At 60.3% G+C, this 18,569-nt stretch carries 19 protein-coding genes, 1 pseudogene and 1 riboswitch; of the genes and pseudogenes, 12 read left to right on the top strand and 8 right to left on the bottom strand.

Annotated features, from left to right (window positions below; all coding sequences use genetic code 11):
* The first annotated feature begins 9 nt into the window (after window positions 1-9).
* A complete protein-coding gene (gene codY, locus BR83_RS0112380) occupies window positions 10-795 on the top strand; it encodes a GTP-sensing pleiotropic transcriptional regulator CodY (RefSeq protein WP_027357336.1) in 786 nt (261 codons plus the stop codon).
* 66 nt (window positions 796-861) lie between these two features.
* On the opposite strand, the gene BR83_RS0112375 is transcribed toward codY, so the two are convergent.
* From BR83_RS0112375 to BR83_RS0112365, 3 genes are all read right to left on the bottom strand, one after another.
* Complete coding sequence (locus BR83_RS0112375) at window positions 862-1,518, bottom strand: Crp/Fnr family transcriptional regulator (RefSeq protein WP_242839673.1); 657 nt, start codon at window positions 1,516-1,518, stop codon at window positions 862-864.
* Between the two features lie 76 nt (window positions 1,519-1,594).
* Window positions 1,595-3,577, bottom strand: a complete 1,983-nt coding sequence (locus BR83_RS0112370; RefSeq protein WP_027357334.1) for a glycoside hydrolase family 15 protein — start codon at window positions 3,575-3,577, stop codon at window positions 1,595-1,597.
* Window positions 3,578-3,680: 103 nt separating this feature from the next.
* Entirely contained in the window at window positions 3,681-5,507 is a 1,827-nt protein-coding gene (locus BR83_RS0112365; RefSeq protein WP_084327248.1) for an NADH-dependent [FeFe] hydrogenase, group A6, read from the bottom strand.
* A 132-nt stretch (window positions 5,508-5,639) separates the two neighbouring features.
* Between BR83_RS0112365 and BR83_RS0112360 the strand changes: the two genes are divergently transcribed.
* On the top strand, window positions 5,640-5,912 hold the full coding sequence (locus tag BR83_RS0112360) for a YgaP family membrane protein (protein WP_084327246.1): 273 nt from the start codon (window positions 5,640-5,642) through the stop codon (window positions 5,910-5,912).
* 69 nt (window positions 5,913-5,981) lie between these two features.
* On the opposite strand, the gene BR83_RS0112355 is transcribed toward BR83_RS0112360, so the two are convergent.
* Window positions 5,982-6,281 (bottom strand): TFIIB-type zinc ribbon-containing protein, encoded by a 300-nt coding sequence (locus BR83_RS0112355; RefSeq protein WP_027357331.1) that lies wholly within the window; start codon window positions 6,279-6,281, stop codon window positions 5,982-5,984.
* Between the two features lie 300 nt (window positions 6,282-6,581).
* On the opposite strand from BR83_RS0112355, the gene BR83_RS0112345 reads away from it, so the two are divergent.
* From BR83_RS0112345 to cobT, 3 genes are all read left to right on the top strand, one after another.
* Complete coding sequence (locus tag BR83_RS0112345; protein ID WP_162164757.1) at window positions 6,582-8,072, top strand: DUF342 domain-containing protein; 1,491 nt, start codon at window positions 6,582-6,584, stop codon at window positions 8,070-8,072.
* 19 nt (window positions 8,073-8,091) lie between these two features.
* Window positions 8,092-8,625, top strand: coding sequence for a ferredoxin domain-containing protein (locus tag BR83_RS0112340; protein WP_034635387.1), 534 nt, complete (start codon window positions 8,092-8,094; stop codon window positions 8,623-8,625).
* Window positions 8,626-8,689: 64 nt separating this feature from the next.
* Window positions 8,690-8,894: riboswitch (cobalamin riboswitch) on the top strand.
* 88 nt (window positions 8,895-8,982) lie between these two features.
* A complete protein-coding gene (gene cobT / locus BR83_RS0112330; RefSeq protein WP_027357327.1) occupies window positions 8,983-10,050 on the top strand; it encodes a nicotinate-nucleotide--dimethylbenzimidazole phosphoribosyltransferase in 1,068 nt (355 codons plus the stop codon).
* 114 nt (window positions 10,051-10,164) lie between these two features.
* On the opposite strand, the gene fbp is transcribed toward cobT, so the two are convergent.
* Entirely contained in the window at window positions 10,165-11,259 is a 1,095-nt protein-coding gene (gene fbp / locus BR83_RS0112325) for a fructose-1,6-bisphosphate aldolase/phosphatase (protein ID WP_027357326.1), read from the bottom strand.
* A gap of 182 nt (window positions 11,260-11,441) precedes the next feature.
* Complete coding sequence (locus tag BR83_RS0112315) at window positions 11,442-11,987, bottom strand: pyruvate kinase alpha/beta domain-containing protein (RefSeq protein WP_027357325.1); 546 nt, start codon at window positions 11,985-11,987, stop codon at window positions 11,442-11,444.
* Window positions 11,988-12,249: 262 nt separating this feature from the next.
* On the opposite strand from BR83_RS0112315, the gene BR83_RS0112305 reads away from it, so the two are divergent.
* From BR83_RS0112305 to BR83_RS0112295, 3 genes are all read left to right on the top strand, one after another.
* The gene (locus tag BR83_RS0112305) at window positions 12,250-13,020 is read left to right on the top strand and encodes a sulfite exporter TauE/SafE family protein (RefSeq protein WP_114679225.1); all 771 of its coding nucleotides are present in this window, start codon (window positions 12,250-12,252) and stop codon (window positions 13,018-13,020) included.
* An 88-nt stretch (window positions 13,021-13,108) separates the two neighbouring features.
* Window positions 13,109-13,915 carry an arginase family protein gene (locus tag BR83_RS0112300; protein WP_027357323.1) on the top strand — a complete coding sequence of 269 codons (807 nt, stop codon included), beginning with the start codon at window positions 13,109-13,111 and terminating at the stop codon, window positions 13,913-13,915.
* Window positions 13,916-14,019: 104 nt separating this feature from the next.
* Window positions 14,020-14,574, top strand: coding sequence for a flavodoxin family protein (locus tag BR83_RS0112295; RefSeq protein ID WP_027357322.1), 555 nt, complete (start codon window positions 14,020-14,022; stop codon window positions 14,572-14,574).
* Between the two features lie 102 nt (window positions 14,575-14,676).
* On the opposite strand, the gene BR83_RS15925 is transcribed toward BR83_RS0112295, so the two are convergent.
* The gene (locus BR83_RS15925) at window positions 14,677-15,039 is read right to left on the bottom strand and encodes a flavin reductase family protein (RefSeq protein ID WP_278244222.1); all 363 of its coding nucleotides are present in this window, start codon (window positions 15,037-15,039) and stop codon (window positions 14,677-14,679) included.
* 246 nt (window positions 15,040-15,285) lie between these two features.
* Here BR83_RS15925 and BR83_RS16790 point away from each other — a divergent pair.
* Window positions 15,286-15,462: pseudogene (locus BR83_RS16790) on the top strand (DUF441 family protein); the annotation flags it as partial.
* Window positions 15,463-15,492: 30 nt separating this feature from the next.
* On the opposite strand, the gene BR83_RS15915 reads toward BR83_RS16790, so the two are convergent.
* The gene (locus tag BR83_RS15915; RefSeq protein ID WP_051618214.1) at window positions 15,493-16,059 is read right to left on the bottom strand and encodes a ferritin-like domain-containing protein; all 567 of its coding nucleotides are present in this window, start codon (window positions 16,057-16,059) and stop codon (window positions 15,493-15,495) included.
* Window positions 16,060-16,203: 144 nt separating this feature from the next.
* On the opposite strand from BR83_RS15915, the gene BR83_RS15910 reads away from it, so the two are divergent.
* Genes BR83_RS15910 through BR83_RS0112265 form a run of 3 tightly spaced genes read left to right on the top strand, consistent with a single transcriptional unit; the run spans window position 16,204 to window position 18,383 of the window.
* Window positions 16,204-17,031 (top strand): SPL family radical SAM protein, encoded by an 828-nt coding sequence (locus BR83_RS15910; protein WP_084327250.1) that lies wholly within the window; start codon window positions 16,204-16,206, stop codon window positions 17,029-17,031.
* Between the two features lie 28 nt (window positions 17,032-17,059).
* Window positions 17,060-17,692, top strand: a complete 633-nt coding sequence (locus tag BR83_RS16480) for an alpha/beta hydrolase (RefSeq protein WP_051618212.1) — start codon at window positions 17,060-17,062, stop codon at window positions 17,690-17,692.
* A 16-nt stretch (window positions 17,693-17,708) separates the two neighbouring features.
* Complete coding sequence (locus BR83_RS0112265) at window positions 17,709-18,383, top strand: SOS response-associated peptidase (RefSeq protein ID WP_322786316.1); 675 nt, start codon at window positions 17,709-17,711, stop codon at window positions 18,381-18,383.
* The last annotated feature ends 186 nt before the right edge of the window (window positions 18,384-18,569 follow it).

The raw sequence follows: 18,569 nt of genomic DNA, 5'->3' as shown, positions 1-18,569 counted from the left end.
AGTGCAGGCATGCGCAACCTTCTGGAAAAAACCCGAGCTTTGAACAAGCTGCTGCAGAAGTCCGCCGGTTACCCGGTAGATTATAAAGAGATGGCCGTCACCTTGAGTGAAAATATAGGCTGTAATGTCTATATTATTGACCGGCGGGGGAAGGCCCTCGGTTATGCTTTTATGAAGGACTTTACCTGCGATATCATGCGGGAAATGGTGGAGTCTCCCGAGGGTTTCCCCGAGGAGTACAATGAAAACCTCCTGCGCATTAATGAAACGCAGGCCAACTTCTGTCAGACTGTAAATGCATGCGTCTTCAGTCACAATCAGCGTTGCAAGTTCAATAACAAGGTGACCACGGTGGTTCCCATCGTGGGCGCCGGTTCCCGGCTGGGAACCCTTATCCTGGCGAGGTTTGGGGTGAACTTTACCGACGAGGACTTAATCCTGGCCGAATACGGGGCTACCGTAGTGGGCATGGAGATCCTGAGGGCCCGGGCCGACCGCATGGAAGAGGAGGCCCGCAAGCGGGCTGCCGTGCAGATTGCCCTGGGCACCCTGTCCTATTCCGAGCTGGACGCCGTGCAGCATATTTTTGAAGAGCTGGACGGGGACGAAGGTCTGCTGGTGGCCAGCAAGATAGCCGACCGGGTGGGCATTACCAGATCGGTAATTGTAAACGCCCTGCGCAAGTTTGAAAGTGCCGGGGTTATTGAGTCCAAGTCCCTGGGTATGAAGGGCACCTACATCCGGGTGTTGAATGACAGGTTGCTGGAGGAGCTGGAAAGGCTCAAGCAACATTAACGGGATAGGTAATTGGAGAAAAAGAACCACAGCCACAAGGCCGTGGTTTTCTTTTTCTGGATGGCTTTACAGCCAGGTTTTCAGGCGCTCCCTGTAGATCACAATGCCCTGGCGGCTGACGGCCACGGCCCTGTCCCGGCGCAGCTCACCGAGGATGCGGTTGGCCGTTTCCCTGGAGGTGCCCACCAGGTTGGCCAGCTCCTGGTTGGTGAGCGGCACGGTGATGCGGATGCCGCCGCCCTCCGGCTCGCCGTGTTCCGCGGCCAGTTCCAGGAGCGCGCTGGCCAGGCGGCGGGTGGTATCTTTTAAAGCCAGCTCCATGATCTGCCGCTGGGAAACCCGCAGGCGTCGGGCCATGACCTTGAGCAGGGCCAGGGCGATGGAAGGGTTCTTCAGGATGAGGGCGTCCATATCCCGGTTGCGGATCAGCCCCACGTGGGCGTCTTCCACCACGGCGGCGCAAGCCGGGTATTCCCCGCCGTCAAAGAGGACCACCTCGGCGAAAACCTCGCCCGGGTTGATGTAGTGCAGGATGTGCTCCCGGCCTTCCTCATCCTGCTTGTAAATCTTCACCCGCCCGGATTTCAGTATGTAGAACGCTTCCCCCGGCTCTCCCTCCATGAAAATGATGTGCCCCCGGCGGTATTTTCTGTTCATGACAAGGCGGGCTATCTCCGCCAGTTGCTCATCGGAAAGCCCGGCAAAAATGGGTATGTTTCTCAAGGGCTCTATATCTCCCCGCAATACAGATCACCCCATCGATTTTTCGTGTTCCGGAACGCCTGTCTCCGGCGGCTTTTCAGCCCCTTTCCTGGCCCGATAATTTTCCCTCCAGGGCCAGGTGCAGGAGGATGAACATGGCGTGGGACCAGCCCAGGGGCAGTACCCAGGCCGGGCCGCCCCTTTCCCTGTCCACCTGCTCGGGCAGCAGGCCGGTGGGGGCGGCGTTGTCCAGGGCCCAGCGGTAGAGGGCCCGGGCCTGCTCCGCCTCTCCCCGCAGGGCGTGGACGATGCCCAGCCAGAGGGTGGTCAGTATCCAGGGGTTCCCACCCTGGTAGCAGTCCCGCTCGTAGCGGTGGATCCCTCCCACCCGGCTGTTACCCAGCACCCGGGATATGGTTTTTATGGCGCCGTCCATCAAGGGGTGGCCCGGTTCCAGTACGCCGAAGGGGAAGGCCAGGCCCAGGACGGCGGAGTCGATGCGGGTATCCTTTTCCAGCCAGAAAATTTCATACAGCCCTTCGGGATCCCTGTCCCTCCAGGCCTGCTCGCCCCGGTCCAGGGCGCAGTGGTAGTCGGAGCAGCCGACCCGGCGGTTTATGCCCCGCAGGAAGCACTGCCGTTCGGGGTTCCAGAGGCGGTTGAGGATGGACTCCCGTATGTTTTGTGCCGCCCTGTCCCACTCCTCCGCCTTTCCGGTGGCCCCCATGATTCCGGCCAGGGCTGCCGCGCCCTTCAGCCCCCCGTAAATTGCCGCCGCGGCATAGGTGCTCTGGAGGAAGTTGTCTTCCCACAGGTCCAGCCCCGGTTCGGGCAGGCCGTTGGGGGAAAGGTGCTCCACCAGGTAGCCGGCCCCCAGGGAAGCGGAAGGCCAGATTTCCCGCAGGAACTCCCCGTCCCCGGTCAGCTTGAAGTGGTGGTGGTAGCCCCATAAAACCGCGCCCACCTGATCTATTTGCTTTCCCCACGTGGGGGCCCAGAAGCCGTTGGTAAAGTAGCGCTGCTGCCAGCTCCCGTCGTCGTTCTGCACCCGGGCGGCAAAAAGATAAAAATCCCTGGCTTCCCGGTGGTAGCCGGCCTCGTCCAGGGCCAGGGCCGTGTACATACCGTCCCGGGGCCAGCAGTAGCCGTACCCGCCGCAGCCGGTGTAGAAGGGGTCGAATTCGGGGGCGGCGATGCTGGCTCCCGTTTCCCTGCTGGTGAGGAGCTTTAAAACCATCAGGGAGCGCCGGAAGGCGGCTTCTTCCGCTCCCCCGTTCCCGGCCGCGGGCCGCTGTTCCAGCCAGCGTTTCCAGTAATCCTCCGTTTCTTCCCGCCATTTCTGCCCCGGCCTGGCGGCCGCCCTGGCCAGCTGCTCGAGGACGGCGGCTTCCGTGGAGGCCGCGGCCAGGTAAAGGGTTGCCTCCCGGGTTTCCCCGGGCTGGATTTCGCCCAGCTCCCAGGCCAGGGCCCCGGCTCCGGCCCGCAGGGTATAGGACTCGCCGTAGAACTCGCCCCGGCCGGCCGCCGCCAGGGGGTCGCCGGGGGTGTCCCGCCGGCCGGTGTGGTAGCCCACCAGGGGGTAGCCGGGGAGCTTCAGGGCCAGGAAGATGTTGCGGCGGAACTGGATCAGTGCCCGGTGGGAGAATTCCAGGTACATGGTGTCGTATAAAGCTGACTCGTCAATGAGAAAGGTGCAGTAGACCACCAGGTTAAAGAAGCGTGCCCGGTCCGACAGGTTGGTCACCCGGTACTGCCGGGCGAGCACGTCTTCTTCCGGCAGGATAAAGTCCGCCTGCTCCACCAGGAGGCCCGGGTGGTCCCTGCGCCTGGTGGTGAGAACCACGGGGGTTTCGTTCAGGTAGCGCTGCTCGCCGTACCAGGGGGCATCGTGCAGCCACCACACCCCTTCCGGGGTGGGGGCCACCTGCCGTATACCCGTGAAGAACTGGCCGAGATGCTGGGCCTGGTCGATATGGGGCCAGAACAGGCGGTAAAGTTCCCCGCTGCTTTTAAGGGTGGCCAGCATGCGGCCGTTGCCGATAACGGCGCCGGGGAGAAGGGGAAGCAACTTGCGACGCATGGGTTAACCTCCGGCAGAAAATTTTTCACCGGTGCCCGGTGATATATTAATAGTTTACCGGTTTATTCCTTCTCTGGCAACGAAAAATGTTTTTTTGTGTTTTTTAGTGTAGGAGCTGGCGCATGGCCCTTTTCCGGGGGGTATAGTGGGTGTGCAGGATTTCCCTGGCTTTCTCGCTCAGGGGATGGCCCAGGAACTCCCGGTAGATCTGCTGCACCGCCGGGTTTTCATGGGCGCGGCGGAATTTTTTATTGATGTCGATTTTGTAGAGGGCCTGGGCCCGCTGCATGCGGCGCTTCACCATATCCGCTTCCCGCCGGTTCAGCCGCCCCAGGATGGGCTGGCCGCCCCCTCCCACACATCCTCCCGGGCAGGCCATGATCTCAATGAAATGGAATTTTTCTCCTCTTTTCAGCCGTTCCAGCAGGCGCCGTGCGTTTCTGGTGCCGTGGGCCACGGCCAGGCGCAGGGTCTGGTTCTTTAGTTTTAGCCGCGCTTCCTTGATGCCGCGCAGGCCGCGAAATTCCTTGAATTCCAGCCGGGTGGGGAGATCCCTGCCCTCCACCAGGGCGTAGGCGGTGCGTATGGCCGCTTCCATGACCCCCCCGGTGGCGGCAAAAATGGCGCCGGCTCCGGTGGACAGCCCCAGGGGCTGGTCGAATTCCTCGTCGGGCAGCTCATCAAACCGGATCCCCGCCTGGCGGATCATCCGGGCCAGTTCCCGGGTGGTTAAAACGTAGTCCACATCCCGCAGGCCCCGGGTGACCAGTTCGGGCCTGGCGGCTTCAAATTTCTTGGCCGTGCAGGGCATGACCCCCACAACCACCATCTTTTTGGGATCCAGGCCTTCTTTTTCCGCGTAGTAGGTTTTGGCCAGAGCGCCGAACATTTCCATGGGGGACTTGCAGGTGCTCAGGTTATCCACGAATTCGGGGTAGAAATGCTCGCAGAATTTCACCCACCCCGGGCTGCAGGAGGAAATAAGGGGCAGCTTGCCGTGTCCCTTCAGCCGCTCCAGCAACTCGTGGGCTTCTTCCACAATGGTCAGGTCCGCGGCCAGTTCGGTGGTGAAAACCCGGTCAAAACCCAGGCGCCGCAGGGCGGCGGCCAGCTTTCCCCTGACAATTGTTCCCGTGCCCAGGCCGAAGGCCTCCCCCAGGGTGACCTGGATGGCCGGGGCCACCTGCACCACCACAAATTTGTCCGGGTCCTCAATGGCCCGCCAGACCTCATCGATGTATTCCCTTTCGGTGAGGGCGCCGGTCGGGCAGACCATCACGCACTGCCCGCAGCTGATGCAGTCCACCTCGCCCAGGTCCTTGCCGAAGGGCGGGCCGATGACCAGGTCGAAGCCCCGGTTGCGCGGCCCCAGGACGCCGACGCCCTGCACCTCCCGGCAGACCGCCTCGCAGCGGCGGCAGCGCACGCATTTGTTGTAGTCCCTGATGATGAAGGGATTTTTATTGGCTACGGGGTACCGGCGCCTCTCCCCGGTGACCCTTACCCTGCGTATGCCCATCTCATCGGCTAGGCGCTGCAGCTCGCAGTTGAGATTGCGCACGCAGGTGGGGCACTCCCCCCCGTGTTCCGAGAGCAGCAGCTCGACCACCCTTTTCCGGGCCCGCCTGGCCCGGGGGCTGTGGGTGTACACCTTGATGCCTTCACTGGCCGGGTAAACGCAGGACGCCTGGAGAGATCTCCGGCCGTTGGCTTCCACCTCCACCAGGCAGACCCGGCAGATTCCCGCCTCGTGAATTCCGGGCAGGTAGCAGAGGCTGGGTATTTCAATGCCCCGGGAGCGGCAGATCTCCAGCAAATTCATGCCTTCAGGTACTTCCGCGGGCTGATCGTTAATCCATATTTTGACCTTTTTCTCCCCCGGCTGCGGGACGGGCTGGCACCGGCCGGCGGGAATCGGGGCCGTTTCCACACGTATCCCCTCCTTGGCAGTTGTGCTGCGTTAAATCTGGCTGACCTTAGTGTTTGACCGGGGGGGGTTTTTAATGCGCTTTCGCATAGTTTGTTTTCCGGGCGTGCAAGCTAAAAAGCGGGGTGAAATGGAATGTGGAGGAAGCAGAACGTGGGGCCGGTGGACCGGCTGGCCCGCATCCTGGGAGGTACGGCGCTGGCCGCGCTGGCCAGGCCGCCGCTGTTGAGGGCGCTGGGGATCTTTTGGGCCCTGGAAGGGGTGCTGGGCTACTGCCTGTGGTACGACCTCATGAATATAAGCTCCATGCCGGAAGATAAGGAAAAGGAAAGCTTCCCCGCTGCCGGGAAGGCCGGGGATGATGGGGAGGCCCTGACCGTCCCCCCGGATGTGGCGGGGCTGGCCTGACGGCGCAGCCCCGGGCAGCCGCCCGGGAAGCGGAAAATAAATGTGGTCCCCGCTGGGGGACCATGTTTTTTACATGCCCTGGATGTAGCTTTCCTGCCCGCAGCTGGAGCAGCGGTAGGAGCCGAAATTTTTAACGGTTCGCTTGAGATGTCCGCAGTTGGGGCAGCGGTAGGTGGTCACCTCAAAGAGGCCGCTGGAAAGGAGCATCCAGGCGGCAATACCCGCCACCACCCCGGTAATTACGGCGGGCGCCTGCAGGGCAACGCCCAGCCCGGCAATTAAAAAGAGCATCCCGGCAAAATAAACCACGCGCAGTAAAATAAGAATTAATTCCAGTCCGGGCGTCCTGATTTCCCCCGGGTAATACATTGTCTTCCCCTCCCCTTGAAGAAGCAAATGGGCCTTTATCATGGTTATTTCGCGTGGAATGAAAAAATTCCTCCCCCGGCAGACAAAAATTTGCCGCTTCCGGGGCCCGCAGGTGGCCGCGGCTCGCCGCCGCTTTCCGGCATTAAGCGGCACCCCTGGCAGGAGATCCCTGTGCAGATGTGGAAGGATTTACGTAAATGTTGCTGCAGGGAAAAAGGGCCGCTTTCTTATTTTTGGCCGGGATCTTCCGAATAAAGTTATAAGGGTGATTTTAAGCAAGCTGTACTGGGGGAGGAAATGGTGGCCGGCGAAAATTTAAAGGTAACCATAAGCGAGGACGGGCTGAGGGCTTATATTTCCGCCCCGGAAGGCGTTACCGTCCTGGAGCAGGAGGCGGTCCGCGAAGCACTGCAGGCGGCGGGGGTGGTTTGGGGCATTAAAGAGGAGGTGGTGGCCTCCTTTGCCGCCGGTCCCCGGCCGGAGCCGTTGCTGGTGGCGGAAGGGGAGCCGCCGCAGCCCGGTGTGGACGAGCGGCTGGAGATTTTTTTCGAGGAGGAGATTCCCCCCGGGAGGGCCGGGGAAGGGGAAGAACGCGTTGACTTCCGGGAGACCAGCACCATTGTTTCCGTGGAGTCCGGGACCCTGCTGGCGGTAAAGCATCCCCCGCAGCCGGGGCAGCCGGGCAGGTCCGTGACCGGCGAGGTTCTCCCACCCCCGCCGCCGGTACTGCTGGAGCTGCAGGCGGGGAAAGGGGTGGAGCTGAAGGAAGGGGGCACCCGGGTGGTGGCCGCGGGTAGCGGGCGGCCCTGGTACAGAAAAGCCGGGAACACTTATATTTTTTATGTTGATCCCCTCCTGGTTCATCAGGGGGATGTGAACATTAAAAGCGGTAATATTAGATTCAAAGGGGATCTGAAAATACTGGGCAATGTTTGTGAGGCCATGGAAGTGGAGGCAACGGGTGCTGTGGAGATCACCGGCCTGGTGACCCGGGCGGCCGTGGTCAGCGGCCGGAAGATGCACGTTCACCGGGGGGTAATCGGCAGCAGGCTGCGGGCCGGCACCGGCTTTCCGGGGGCCCTGAAACTCTCCTTCATGTTCCGGGATATACGGTCCGGCCTGGACCTCCTGCGGGCGGCCCTGGAACAGGTGAAGCAGCGGCAGGGGAAAAGCCCGGCGCGGCTGGATTTCGGGCGGGTTCTCATGGCCCTGATGGATACCAGGTTTAAGCATTTGCGTCCCCTGGTGAAAAACACCCTGCGGGAAATTGCCGCCGTCAGGGCGATGGTGCCGGAGGAAGTGGCCAGGTGCGGCCGCTCCCTGAACTGCCTGGTTGGTCTGAACCCCCTGACGGTGAAGAATTTCGATCAGGTGGTCAGGGACGTGGAAGCCGCCGTCGCCCTGCTGCAGGAGGCCGCGGAAAACCCGGCCGATGTGGTGCTCCCCTCGGCCATGAATTCCACCATCCAGAGTTCGGGGAGCGTTTTTGTGACCCGGCAGGGGTGCGTCAACACCACCATCAGTGCCGGGCGGGACGTGGTGATCAGGGGTTCCTTCAAGGGCGGGGAGATTTTCTGTGACGGCAGCGCCGAGGTGGAGGAGCTGGGCAGCGCCCTGGGGGCGCCCCCGGTGGTCCGGGTGGGAGCATCCGGGGTGATCAGGGTGAAGCGGGCTTTCCCGGGGTCCGTGGTGCAGGTGGGGCAGCGCCGCCAGGTCCTGGCGCAGGAAACGGGCTCCATCAAGGTCCTTCTCAATAAAGAGGGGGAGCTGGATATCATTCCGGGAAAATAATAGTTTTCGGGGAAGGGTGATGGTTTTGCGCGAGGCTTTGCTCATGGTGGCTCAACTGATGGCCCTGGCAGCCCGTACCGCTCCCAAGGGGCTGGGCCAGGATTACGTGGGCGTCAGGATTTTATCGGGGGAAGAATTATCCCGGCTGGCCGATGAAATGGAACGGTTCGGGAAGGAGCGGGGGAAGGTGAACTTCGACCGGGATGCCGATAATGTGCGCCGCTCCGACGCGGTGGTCCTCATCTCCCTGACGGAGAACAAGCCCCTGGGCCTGAACTGCGGAGCCTGCGGTTTCAGCCGCTGCGAGGACCTGCAGAGCCATGAGGGGCCGGAGTTTCCCGGGCCCCTGTGCGCGTGGCGCCTGCTGGATGTGGGTATTGCCCTGGGCTCGGCGGTGAAAACGGCCAGCCTCTTCAATGCCGACAACCGGATCATGTACCGGGTGGGGACGGTGGCCCGCCAGATGGGCCTGCTTCAGGGCCCCATTGTGGTGGGTATTCCCATTTCGGCCACGGGCAAGAATATTTACTTTGACCGGCCGGTAAAAAGTTGAAATATTTTTCCGGACGGCAGGAAAAGTAAAGGGGTGCGTCGAAAAACTATTTTATAATAAATGGCATATATCAACACCGGCAGGTGCCCCCGCTTTTGCGGGGGAGAATAGGGAATCAGGTGCGAATCCTGAGCGGTCCCGCCACTGTGAATGGGGAGCGGCCACCGGGATGATGCCACTGGCAGGGCACCCGCTGATGGGTGTCGCCGGGAAGGCGGGTGGCCGCGAGGATCCTGAGCCAGGAGACCTGCCTGCCGGTTTTGCCACCGCTGGATGATGGTAAAGTCCACGGCCTTGATGGGGCTGTGGACTTTTATTTTTAGCCAGATCCATTAATTTGCAGGGAGGTTGGTGAAATTGCTGCTGGAAAAAACCATAGGCGAGGTGGGGATGCTGTACGAGCAGCCCATGGCTGAGGCCCGGGAGCGGCTGGACAGCCTGATCAAGCCGCCGGGCAGCCTGGGCCGGCTGGAGGAGCTGGCCATTCAGCTGGCGGGCATTACCGGTAACCCCCGCCCCGTGGTTGGCGACCGGGTGATCATCGTCATGGCCGGCGATCACGGGGTGGTGGCCGAAGGGGTCAGCGTGGCGCCCCAGGAGATCACCCACCAGCAGCTCCCGGCTTTTCTCAACGGGGTGGCCGGGATCGGCGTGCTGGGGCGGCTGGCCGGTGCCCGTCTGGTGGTGGTGGATGTGGGGGTGGCCGTGCCCGTGGATTACCCCGGGGTTTTGAACAGGAAGGTACGCCCGGGTACGGGAAACATCGCCCGCGGCCCGGCCATGACCCGCGAGGAAGCGGTGCGGGCGGTGGAGGTGGGCATCGAGGTGGTCCAGGAGGAAATCGACCGGGGGGCCACCCTGATTGGCCTCGGCGATATGGGCATTGGCAACACCACCCCCAGCAGCGCCATTGCCGCGGCGCTGGGAGGCTTTGACCCCGGGGAGGTCACCGGGCGGGGGACCCTGGTCAACGATGAAGTGCTGCAGCGGAAAATAGAAGTGGTGTCCAGGGCGCTGGAGGTGAACCGCCCCGATCCCACCGACCCCCTGGATGTTCTGGCCAAAGTGGGCGGGCTGGAAATCGGCGGCCTGGCCGGGGTTATCCTGGGGGCGGCCGCCCGGCGGGTGCCGGTGGTCATCGACGGCTTTATCACCACTGCCGCCGCCATGGTGGCGGTGGCCCTGCAGCCCCGGGCCAGGGAGTTTTTAATTCCTTCCCACCTTTCGGGGGAGCGGGGTCACCGTCTCATCCTGGAGCACCTGGGGCTGGTACCCATGCTGCACCTGAACATGCGGCTGGGAGAGGGGACCGGGGCAGCCCTGGCCATGCACCTGGTGGAAGCGGCCTGCCGGGTGATCAACGAGATGGCCAGCTTTAGCGAGGCGGGCCTGACCGCGCTGGATGAGGAAAAGATATTGAAGTAAATAAACAGGCCCTGGAAAGCCGGCGGGCTTTTCCAGGGCCCGTATAATTTTTACCGCGGTACGGCCCGCTGCTGTTTGGCGGGCGGAAATTCAACTGGCAGGTCGACCGGTTGTCTAGCGCAGTTTTTCGAAGCGGTCTTTCAGCTTTTTCAGCACCTGGGGCATGGTGGTGTATTCCATTTCGTCCAGGTGCAGCCGGTGTGGTTCGAAGGGTCCCAGGCTGCGCATGTAGCTGGCGATTTCGTTGGCCATCTGCCGCGCCTGATCGAAGGCCGGGTCGGCAAAGAAGTCCTGCGGCCCGATGAGCTTGCCGTCGGCAAGCTGGAAGCCCAGGGCGACCACCCGGGGCGGGCCGTCAAAACGGGATGGGGTGGCCTGCTGCATGCTGACCGGCATCAGCGGGCCGCTGTGGGAGCCGCGCATCCAGCCGCTGACCAGGTGGGGTTTGGTGAAGGGTTCCAGCACCTCGCCCACGGCCGGCATGCCGCTCTGGCAGCGCACGATGCACACCGGGTCGTCCTTACCCACGTAGCGGCCGGCCATCAGGTTAAGCCGCTGGGTGCTGGATACAGCCGCGATTTCTCCCGTTTTCTTGTGGAAGACGCGCTTGATGCAGTAGCGGCCGGGGGCGCCGATAAAGACCAGCATGTCGTATATATCTTCCGGGGCTGAGAAGTTGACCCGCGTGTTTTCGATCAGGTCCCGGACCTCGAAGATGAACCCGTCGTGCATGCTGGGGTCGATGACCAGCCCGGCGGTGTTAAAGGGGTCGGCGAAAATTTTGTACAGGGGCAGGTTCCAGGCTCCCGGTTCGGTCTTGTCGGCCATGAAGATCACTATGGGTTCGCTCTTGCGCTCTTCAAACTCCATCTCCGCAACTCCCGGGCCCAGGCCCTTAATGTTGCCGGAAAAGGCATCGGCCAGCAAGTCCTGTCCCGCTCCGTAAAGCTTCAACTTTTTGGCTATTTCCGTACAGGCTACAAAGGTATCCCAGGCCAGCTGGTGAATTTCACCGTTGTTCCGGCCCAGTTCGTGGGTCATAATCAGGTTGATATCGTCACCTACGTGAGCTACATACGAGTCAATCAGCAGGGAACTGCCCTTCAACATGCCCTGGGCCTTTTCGATCAGGGCGGAGTGGACGCTTGAGTGTCCGACGCATCCTCCGACATCCGCTTTGATGACCGTAACGGTAATTTTTTTGCCCATGAAAATCCTCCCCGTACAAAAAAATGATCCACTTACATTTATTTATTCTGTAAGTCTGGACTTTTTCCTGCTGCAGCAAAAAAATTTTTTAATCTAAAAAGCAAAATGTTGTAACACAATTCTTCTCAAAAGGTCTATTGTGTTATCTTATTTACTGTAAGGCATTACCCCGGGCGGGAATCTTAAAATTCCCGGGGCTTGCAGATGATCTCCTTTACCCTGGTGTCGAAGAAGTGGTTGGCGTGGGCGGGGAGAATGACCACGGCGGTATCGGCACCGGTTCCCGTGCCGGCGATGGCCACCACCTCTTTGCCGGCCGGGATTAGCCCGGCGTCCAGGGCCATGACGGCAATCTCCACGCATACCTTCAAGCCCTGCCCCAGCATGCGCAGGGTCTGGGCGATGATCTCCGCGGGGTAGACGCCGCCGAACTTGTTCCGCACCCCCCGGTCCAGCCCCCCCATGAGGTGGGTGGTGGTGAGCAGACGCACTCCTTTAGACGCCAGTTCTTCCCGCACGGCGGGGGGCATTTCGTCTTCTCCCGGAGCGGCAAAGCCCACGTGGTGGGTTACGCAGACCACATTGGGCACCTTGCCGATGAGCTTTCTGGCTGTTTCCCCGCTGCAGGAGGCCACAACAACGTGGTCGATGGCCAGTTCCCGCGCCCTCTTTACGGCCAGGGCTATGGTTTCATCGGTATTTACAGGACCTTTCTGGGACCAGTACATTTTCTTACCTCCTTAAGCATAAGCTTGGCTACCTTCCCTATTTTAGACCAGCGGCCCTGCTTTTGGCAAGTTGAGGTGCCGGGGGACTGGCCGAAATTACCTGCAGGAGGTATAATTATTTATATGCCCTCCCGGTCCGGGCTATGTGGAAGAAAATAGAAGCTGCCGTGGTGGCCTTGAACGGGTACCGGCGGACTGATAGGATGATTAAGGAGAGTGAAAACGTGAACTGTAGAAATAACCGGTGGAAGGGAGTAGCAGAGTGATTGGCGTTCTGATCGGCCTGGCGGCGGGATTTTTTGGAGGGCTTGTCGGCCTGGGCGGCGGGGTAATTATGATCCCCCTGATGGTGAGCATCCTGAAGTTGAGCCAGCACACGGCCCACGGTACAAGCCTGGTGGCGCTGGTCTTTACCGGGATTTCGGGGGCTATAACCTATGCCCTGAACGGTTCGGTGGATCTGGTGGCCTCCATCCTGCTGGCTTCTACCGCCGTGTTCACCGCCAGGGCGGGGGCTCACTTTGCCAGTGCCCTTCCGGAATGGAAGCTTAAAAGAGCCTTCGGCGGGTTTTTAATCGTGGTCTCCCTGCTGCTGCTGTTGAAACCCTACCTGCCCCACGTGGCCCGGCCGGTTACAGGCTGGGTGGAGACAGTTATCCTCCTGGCCACAGGGATTTTTACCGGTTTTCTTTCCGGGATGATGGGGGTCGGCGGGGGGACCATAATGGTTCCTTCCATGGTCCTGCTGGCCGGTTACACCCAGTACATGGCCCAGGGTTGCTCCCTGCTGGCCATGGTTCCCGTGGGTATAGCCGGCGCTTATTCCCACTGGCGGCTGGGCAATGTTACGGGGAATATCCTGCCCGGTTTGATTGCCGGCATCCTGGCGGGTACTTACCTGGGCGGCTCGCTGGCCCATTTCCTGCCCGAGGCGGCCCTGCGGGTTATATTTTCTGCCGTCCTCATCTGGACCGGAGTGAGGTACTTGCGGGCGCCCAAGCCCCGTACTGAAGGACAGGCTGCCGGTGAGTGAGCCCAGGCCCGGGCCGGGCAGCAGGATTTGAACACAGGCTGGTTCACCTGACGTCATACCAGTTTTAATGGTAGGAGGTGGGTGAATTATGCGCGTGGGAATCCTGGAGACGGATGAAACGTTTGCGTGGCAGCCCCTTCTGGCCCGCGAGGCCGACTGCCGGCTGCGGGTGGATATGCGCGGCCTCCGGTACATGAGTTCGCGGGAAACGCTGGACCTTCTGGCCGGGCGCTTAAAAAATTTTCCGGCGGAGCTTGTTTTTTTGGGCAGCGGTAATTATCATCACCTGGCGCTGCCTTTAATCATCCGGCGGGCTGCCGGGGGTCCGTTGCAGGTACTGGTTTTCGACCGGCACCTGGACTGTTTTCCCTCTGCGCAGGGGTATGTGAGCTGCGGTTCCTGGATCCGGGAACTGGTGAAGCTTCCCGCGGTTCAGCGGGTGGTGGTTATCGGCGTGGCCGGGAAGCTCCCGCCGCTGCCGGCCGGGGTGCTGGTCATAACGCCCGGGATGTGGCGGTCCATGCTTGCCCGGCGCAAGAACTGCTGGGAGGCGCTTTTGGGGCCGGCCGGCGTCTACGTGAGCATAGATAAGGATGTTTTCAGCGCACCGGCCACCGACTGGGGAGCAGGCGAGATGACCGTGAATGAAGTCTTTGCCTTCCTGCGCTGGTGCCTGGAGCACCGCCGGGTGGTTGGGATGGATGTCTGCGGGGAGCTGACCCCGCGCGGCCCCTGGCCGGCGGTGGAGGAACGGAAGTTAATTGCTCATCACGAGAAAATCAACCTGGCTTTATGCCGGCTGCTCAAGCACGCGGCCGGTATATCCCGGCGGGAGGTTCGTAGCAGGGAGTGCCGGCAGGCGGGAGATGAACCGGCATATGGAATGCCGGCCTGACCGCGGCTCCCCGCGCTGCTGCTTTTTAAAAGACGCCTGCCGCCCGCCCGGTCCCGGGTCCGGCGGTGTTGGCGATAAAATCCTGATAAGGAGGAGAGGGAAGCATGAAGGTAGTGGGTATTGTGGGAAGCCCCAGGCGGGGTGGTAATACCGAGACGCTGGTGGAAAGGGTGCTGGCCGGGGCAGCGGCAGCCGGCGCGGAGACGCAAATGTTTTACCTGAACGAGATGAACATCCGCGGCTGCCAGGCGTGCAACCACTGCAAGGAACACGGCTGCTGCCGGCAGGATGATGATATGGCTTCCCTGTACCGGGCCCTGCATGAAGCGGGGGGGATTGTTCTCGGCTCGCCGGTTTACATGAGCTACGTTACGGCCCAGACCAAGCTGTTCCTGGACCGCCTTTTTGCTTTCCTGGGTCCCGACCTGAGCAGCACGCTTCCCCCGGGGAAGAAATTTGCCATGGTTTACTCCCAGGGTGGCGGCAATGACCGGGAGATGATCGAGGGGCTGGCCCGGCATGTGGGCAGGATGCTGGGAATGCAGGTGGTAGGCGTGACCGGCGGTAACGGGATGAATGCCCCCGGCGCGGTGAAAAACAACCCCGCTCTGCTCGAGGAAGCCTTCCGGCTGGGCCGGGAGCTGGCCGGTGCCTGCTAGGAGGAAAAAAGGAGGGACCCCTGTCGCAACGGGGTCCCTCCTCCTTTTGCTGCCGCCGGTTGGCCCCGGGGCCCGGGGACGGTAATGTCCCCGTGAAGCCGCCTAGCAGAATTTTACCGTTTTACCCCGGTACATGACCAGGGGCTGTTTTTCCGCCCCGGCCGTGTCCGCGGCCACCACTTCACCGATGAAAAGGGTGTGGTCGCCGGCAGTATGCCGGGACACGAGCCGGCATTCCAGGTTGGCCACACAGCCGCTTATGCGGGGTACCCTGATTACCTTTGCCGGCTCCGTTTTGAGATGTAATTGGGCGATTTTGTCCACATCCCTGCCCGAGCGTGAGCCGCAGAAGTTGGATACTTCCTGCTGTTCGGCGCTGAGAATGCTGATCATGAACTCTCCCGTCCGGACAGTCATATCATGGGTAAAGCGGCAATTCCTTCCTGAAAAACACCCCGCCGGGATTAAGGAACGGGTATGACAATATTGCCATCCCGCCCCTGCCCGCTCCTGAACTTATATTAGCGAAAAGGCCGGGTTTTATCCGTGGAAAATTGGTGAAGTGGTGCGGAGGGGGGTTTTACCTTGCCCGGTAAATATTGGGCAGGTCTTTAAAGGAGAAATTTTTTGACCACGGTGATCATTCGGGGAGGATGGTCCGGGTAATTCCAGCTTGCTTTCCCAAAACGCTGCGGGCGGGCAGGGAAGTACTCCTACCTGGGGGGCCAGGGGCTGCAGTTCCTGACGGTGCAGGGCCATGCGGATGTGATGCCGGCGCTGATCCTGGGCACTGTTGTCGCGGCTTCCTTCCTGGGCGGGGTGCCGGTGGGCCCCCTGATCACTTCGGGACTCCTGGCCCTGTGCATCAAGCTGCTGAGTAGAGGATAAAAGTGTGTGAAATGACTTTCGATCTTCATTTCAGGTTTGGTTCGACAGGGAAGCTACCCTCTGGGGCAGTTGGTGCCAGCAATATTTTTGCATTAGCTGGTGGAAAAGGTTAATATGATGTAATTCGTCCATAATAATTCTTTCCAGCAGTTCTTTTATATAGGGATCATCTATTATTTGCTGGTGTTTGCGGTAGTTGGTAATAGCTGCCCACTCGCCGGCGATGTCTGCAGATATGCGATCGCATAGATCGCTGCCGTAATATATATATGATGCGTCCCAGTATTTTTCCTCGTTGGTAACGGTTAATACGCGGTAACGGGGTTCTACTCCAAGCATGAGAATGACTGATCCCAGCATTTCCAGGTGATGCATCTCCACAAGGGATATACACTCCAGCAGGTCGGCAGCTTCTTTATATTGTTTTTCCAGCAACAAGTGATGGTAGGTGTATTGCATTATTGCGCTGGTTTCACTGACTGCCCCGGCGTAATCCTCCAGCAGCAGCCTGGCGTAGTAAGGGTTTTGTTTCACTACCCTTAGTTCGGGGTAGGGAGCCGGATAGGCGCATTTGTAAACAGCAGGAGACATACACATAAAAAATAACCTCCCCTTTGCTGGAATTTAGTTAATATATATGGTGGAAGGGTCCGGCATATGAACTTCCTCCGGGTTCAATCCCGGATTCCGGCCCGGGGGAGCGCTATATTTCTGCCGGGTTTTTTAGAACGGAGTATTAAAATGTCAAAAGTTATAATCAACCCGACCAGTTGCAAAACGGCTCTTAATAAAACCGGTATTCCCGGTTACCGTTACTGCCTGAACCCGTATACCGGCTGCTCCCACGGGTGCCTCTATTGTTATGCCGATACAGTGCTTCGTTTTGCCAGCCGTTTCGGCAGGTGGGGAGAATTCGTGGCCGCCAAGGTCAATTTCCCGGAGGTTTTAAGGCGGGAGTTAAAGCGGAAAAGAAGCCTTACGGGCAGGGTTCTCCTCGGTACCGTTACCGACGCCTACCAGCCGGCGGAAGAAAAATTCCGCCTCACCCGGGCTTCTCTGGAGGTTCTGGCGGAGGAGCAGCCGGACGTGGAGATTGATCTGCTCACCAAATCGGGCCTGGTGGTGCGGGACCTGGATGTGCTCAAGAAGCTGAAATATTGTTCCATCGGCTTTACAATAACTACCCTGGAGGACAGGGTGGCCGCTGTGCTGGAACCCGGGGCCTCACCGCCCGCGGTGCGCCTCCGGGCTGCAAGAAGGCTTGCCGGGGAGGGCCTTTATGTCTGGGCTTTTATCGCGCCCTTTATCCCGGGAGTAAGTGATGCTCCCGGGGTGCTGGAAGGCCTCATTTCCGGCCTGAAAGAAGCCGGCGTTAAGGCGGTCTATCTTGATTCGTTAAATCCATACCCTGCTTCCATCTCCCGTTTAAAAGCTGCCTGCCGGGGCAGGCTTCCCCGGGTGCTGGCTTCCCTGGAGCGGTATCTTGCCGATCCCCGCGGCTATTTGAAAACGCTTTCCGGCAAGCTGGCCGCCCTTTCCAGCGAGTACGGCTATCATTTAAGGATTTAAGTTCAGGGATTTAAGGGGGAATGATCAGATGAGAGAAATAGCAGTTGAGCTGCCCGGTTCCGGCCCGGTCCTGGAAGCCTGCCTGGACCTGCCGGGTGGTACCGGCCCCTTTCCCGGGGTAGTGCTCTGCCACCCCCATCCTCTCTACGGCGGCAATATGGATAATAACGTCATTCTCGCCGTCAGCCGGGCTTTAACCGGCCGGGGGATAGCCAGCCTGCGGTTTAACTTTCGCGGTGTGGGCCGCAGCCAGGGCAGCTTTGCCGGCGGGGTGGGTGAGCAGGAAGACGCGCGGGCAGCCCTTTCGACCCTTGCCGGGCGGGAGGAGATCGACTCATCCCGCATCGGCATCATGGGTTATTCCTTTGGGGGAATGGTGGCCCTGGCCGTGGGGTGTACCGGTGAGCTGGTCCGGGCTGTTGCGGCTGTCTCCCCGGTTATCCCCGCCGGCGTGCTTGAACACTGCACCAGGCCGAAGCTGATTGTCAGCGGGGAGGAGGATAATATAATTACTCCTTCCTCCATTTTGAAAGAAACTGCCGGCATGGCCGAACCGAAGGTGGTTGAGCTGGTCCCCGGGGCCGATCACTTCTGGTGGGGATATGAAGAACTGGTGGGAGAGAAGGTGGCCGATTTCTTCGCCCGGATATTGGGCAGTTAAATGGTGAAAAAGGGGGTTGTCCATCATCTGCGGGCGTTTTACCCTGACTGCTGCTCCGGAGAAAATCAGTGAAGCGTTCAATGTCCCCTTTGATATCCTGTATTCTCCACGTTACAACATCGCCCCGGGACAGGAAGTTCCCGTTGTGGTTGAAGAAAACTCCAGGAGACTTCTCAAGGTTATGCGGTGGGGCCTTATTCCCCGCTGGGCGAAAGACGCCTCTCTGGGGAGCAGGCTCATCAACGCGCGGGCGGAAACGGTGATGGCGAAACCTTCTTTCCGGGATTCCTTCCGCTGCCGGAGGAGGTGCCTGGTCCCCGCCGACGGCTTTTACGAATGGAAAAGGGAAGGAAAAAGGAGCACCCCGTACAGGATAGTGCTCCCCGGGAAAGAAGTGTTTGCCCTGGCCGGCCTCTGGGACAGGTGGGATTCCCCGGCGGGAAGTGTATTTTCTTTTACCATCATTACCACTGAGGCCAGTGAAGCCATGAAGGAGATCCACGGCAGGATGCCCGTCATTCTTACCGAAGAGCGGGAGTACATTGAATGGCTCCAGGCGGGGGATCCCCGCACCCTGCAGGAAATCCTCCGTCCCTACAGGGGGAAGCTGCATATCTATCCCGTTTCAAAGCTGGTTAACTCACCCCGAAATGACATGCCCGGGCTCATTCTGGAGGAGAGAAGGGAATAACCCCGCTACCGGCGGGGTTTCTGTGTGCGCCCGGCATGGGCGTTAACTTGGTGGTGAAAGGCAGGTGCAGGCGAGGCAGCACGAGTCTGCTAGCCAAAGGCAAGGGTGTCCATCGCGAGGTGGAATCGGATCGGTGCGCCGGCGGCAAAACCACGGCCCGATGAACAAGAACCCCATAAGAGGCTA

The organism is Desulfofundulus thermocisternus DSM 10259 (genome assembly GCF_000686645.1).
Taxonomy (GTDB): Bacteria; Bacillota; Desulfotomaculia; order Desulfotomaculales; family Desulfovirgulaceae; genus Desulfofundulus; species Desulfofundulus australicus.
This window is presented reverse-complemented; position numbering and strand designations above follow the sequence as displayed.

Bases quoted from the DNA above. Each gene is read 5' to 3' on its own strand.
- BR83_RS15910 (WP_084327250.1), top strand. From the start codon at position 16,204: ATGTCAAAAGTTATAATCAACCCGACCAGTTGCAAAACGGCTCTTAAT.
- fbp (WP_027357326.1), bottom strand. From the start codon at position 11,259: ATGGGCAAAAAAATTACCGTTACGGTCATCAAAGCGGATGTCGGAGGA.
- BR83_RS0112355 (WP_027357331.1), bottom strand. From the start codon at position 6,281: ATGTATTACCCGGGGGAAATCAGGACGCCCGGACTGGAATTAATTCTT.
- codY (WP_027357336.1), top strand. From the start codon at position 10: ATGCGCAACCTTCTGGAAAAAACCCGAGCTTTGAACAAGCTGCTGCAG.
- BR83_RS0112295 (WP_027357322.1), top strand. From the start codon at position 14,020: ATGAAGGTAGTGGGTATTGTGGGAAGCCCCAGGCGGGGTGGTAATACC.
- BR83_RS15915 (WP_051618214.1), bottom strand. From the start codon at position 16,059: ATGTGTATGTCTCCTGCTGTTTACAAATGCGCCTATCCGGCTCCCTAC.
- BR83_RS0112370 (WP_027357334.1), bottom strand. From the start codon at position 3,577: ATGCGTCGCAAGTTGCTTCCCCTTCTCCCCGGCGCCGTTATCGGCAAC.
- BR83_RS0112360 (WP_084327246.1), top strand. From the start codon at position 5,640: ATGTGGAGGAAGCAGAACGTGGGGCCGGTGGACCGGCTGGCCCGCATC.
- BR83_RS0112300 (WP_027357323.1), top strand. From the start codon at position 13,109: ATGCGCGTGGGAATCCTGGAGACGGATGAAACGTTTGCGTGGCAGCCC.
- BR83_RS16480 (WP_051618212.1), top strand. From the start codon at position 17,060: ATGAGAGAAATAGCAGTTGAGCTGCCCGGTTCCGGCCCGGTCCTGGAA.
- BR83_RS0112315 (WP_027357325.1), bottom strand. From the start codon at position 11,987: ATGTACTGGTCCCAGAAAGGTCCTGTAAATACCGATGAAACCATAGCC.
- BR83_RS0112340 (WP_034635387.1), top strand. From the start codon at position 8,092: ATGGTTTTGCGCGAGGCTTTGCTCATGGTGGCTCAACTGATGGCCCTG.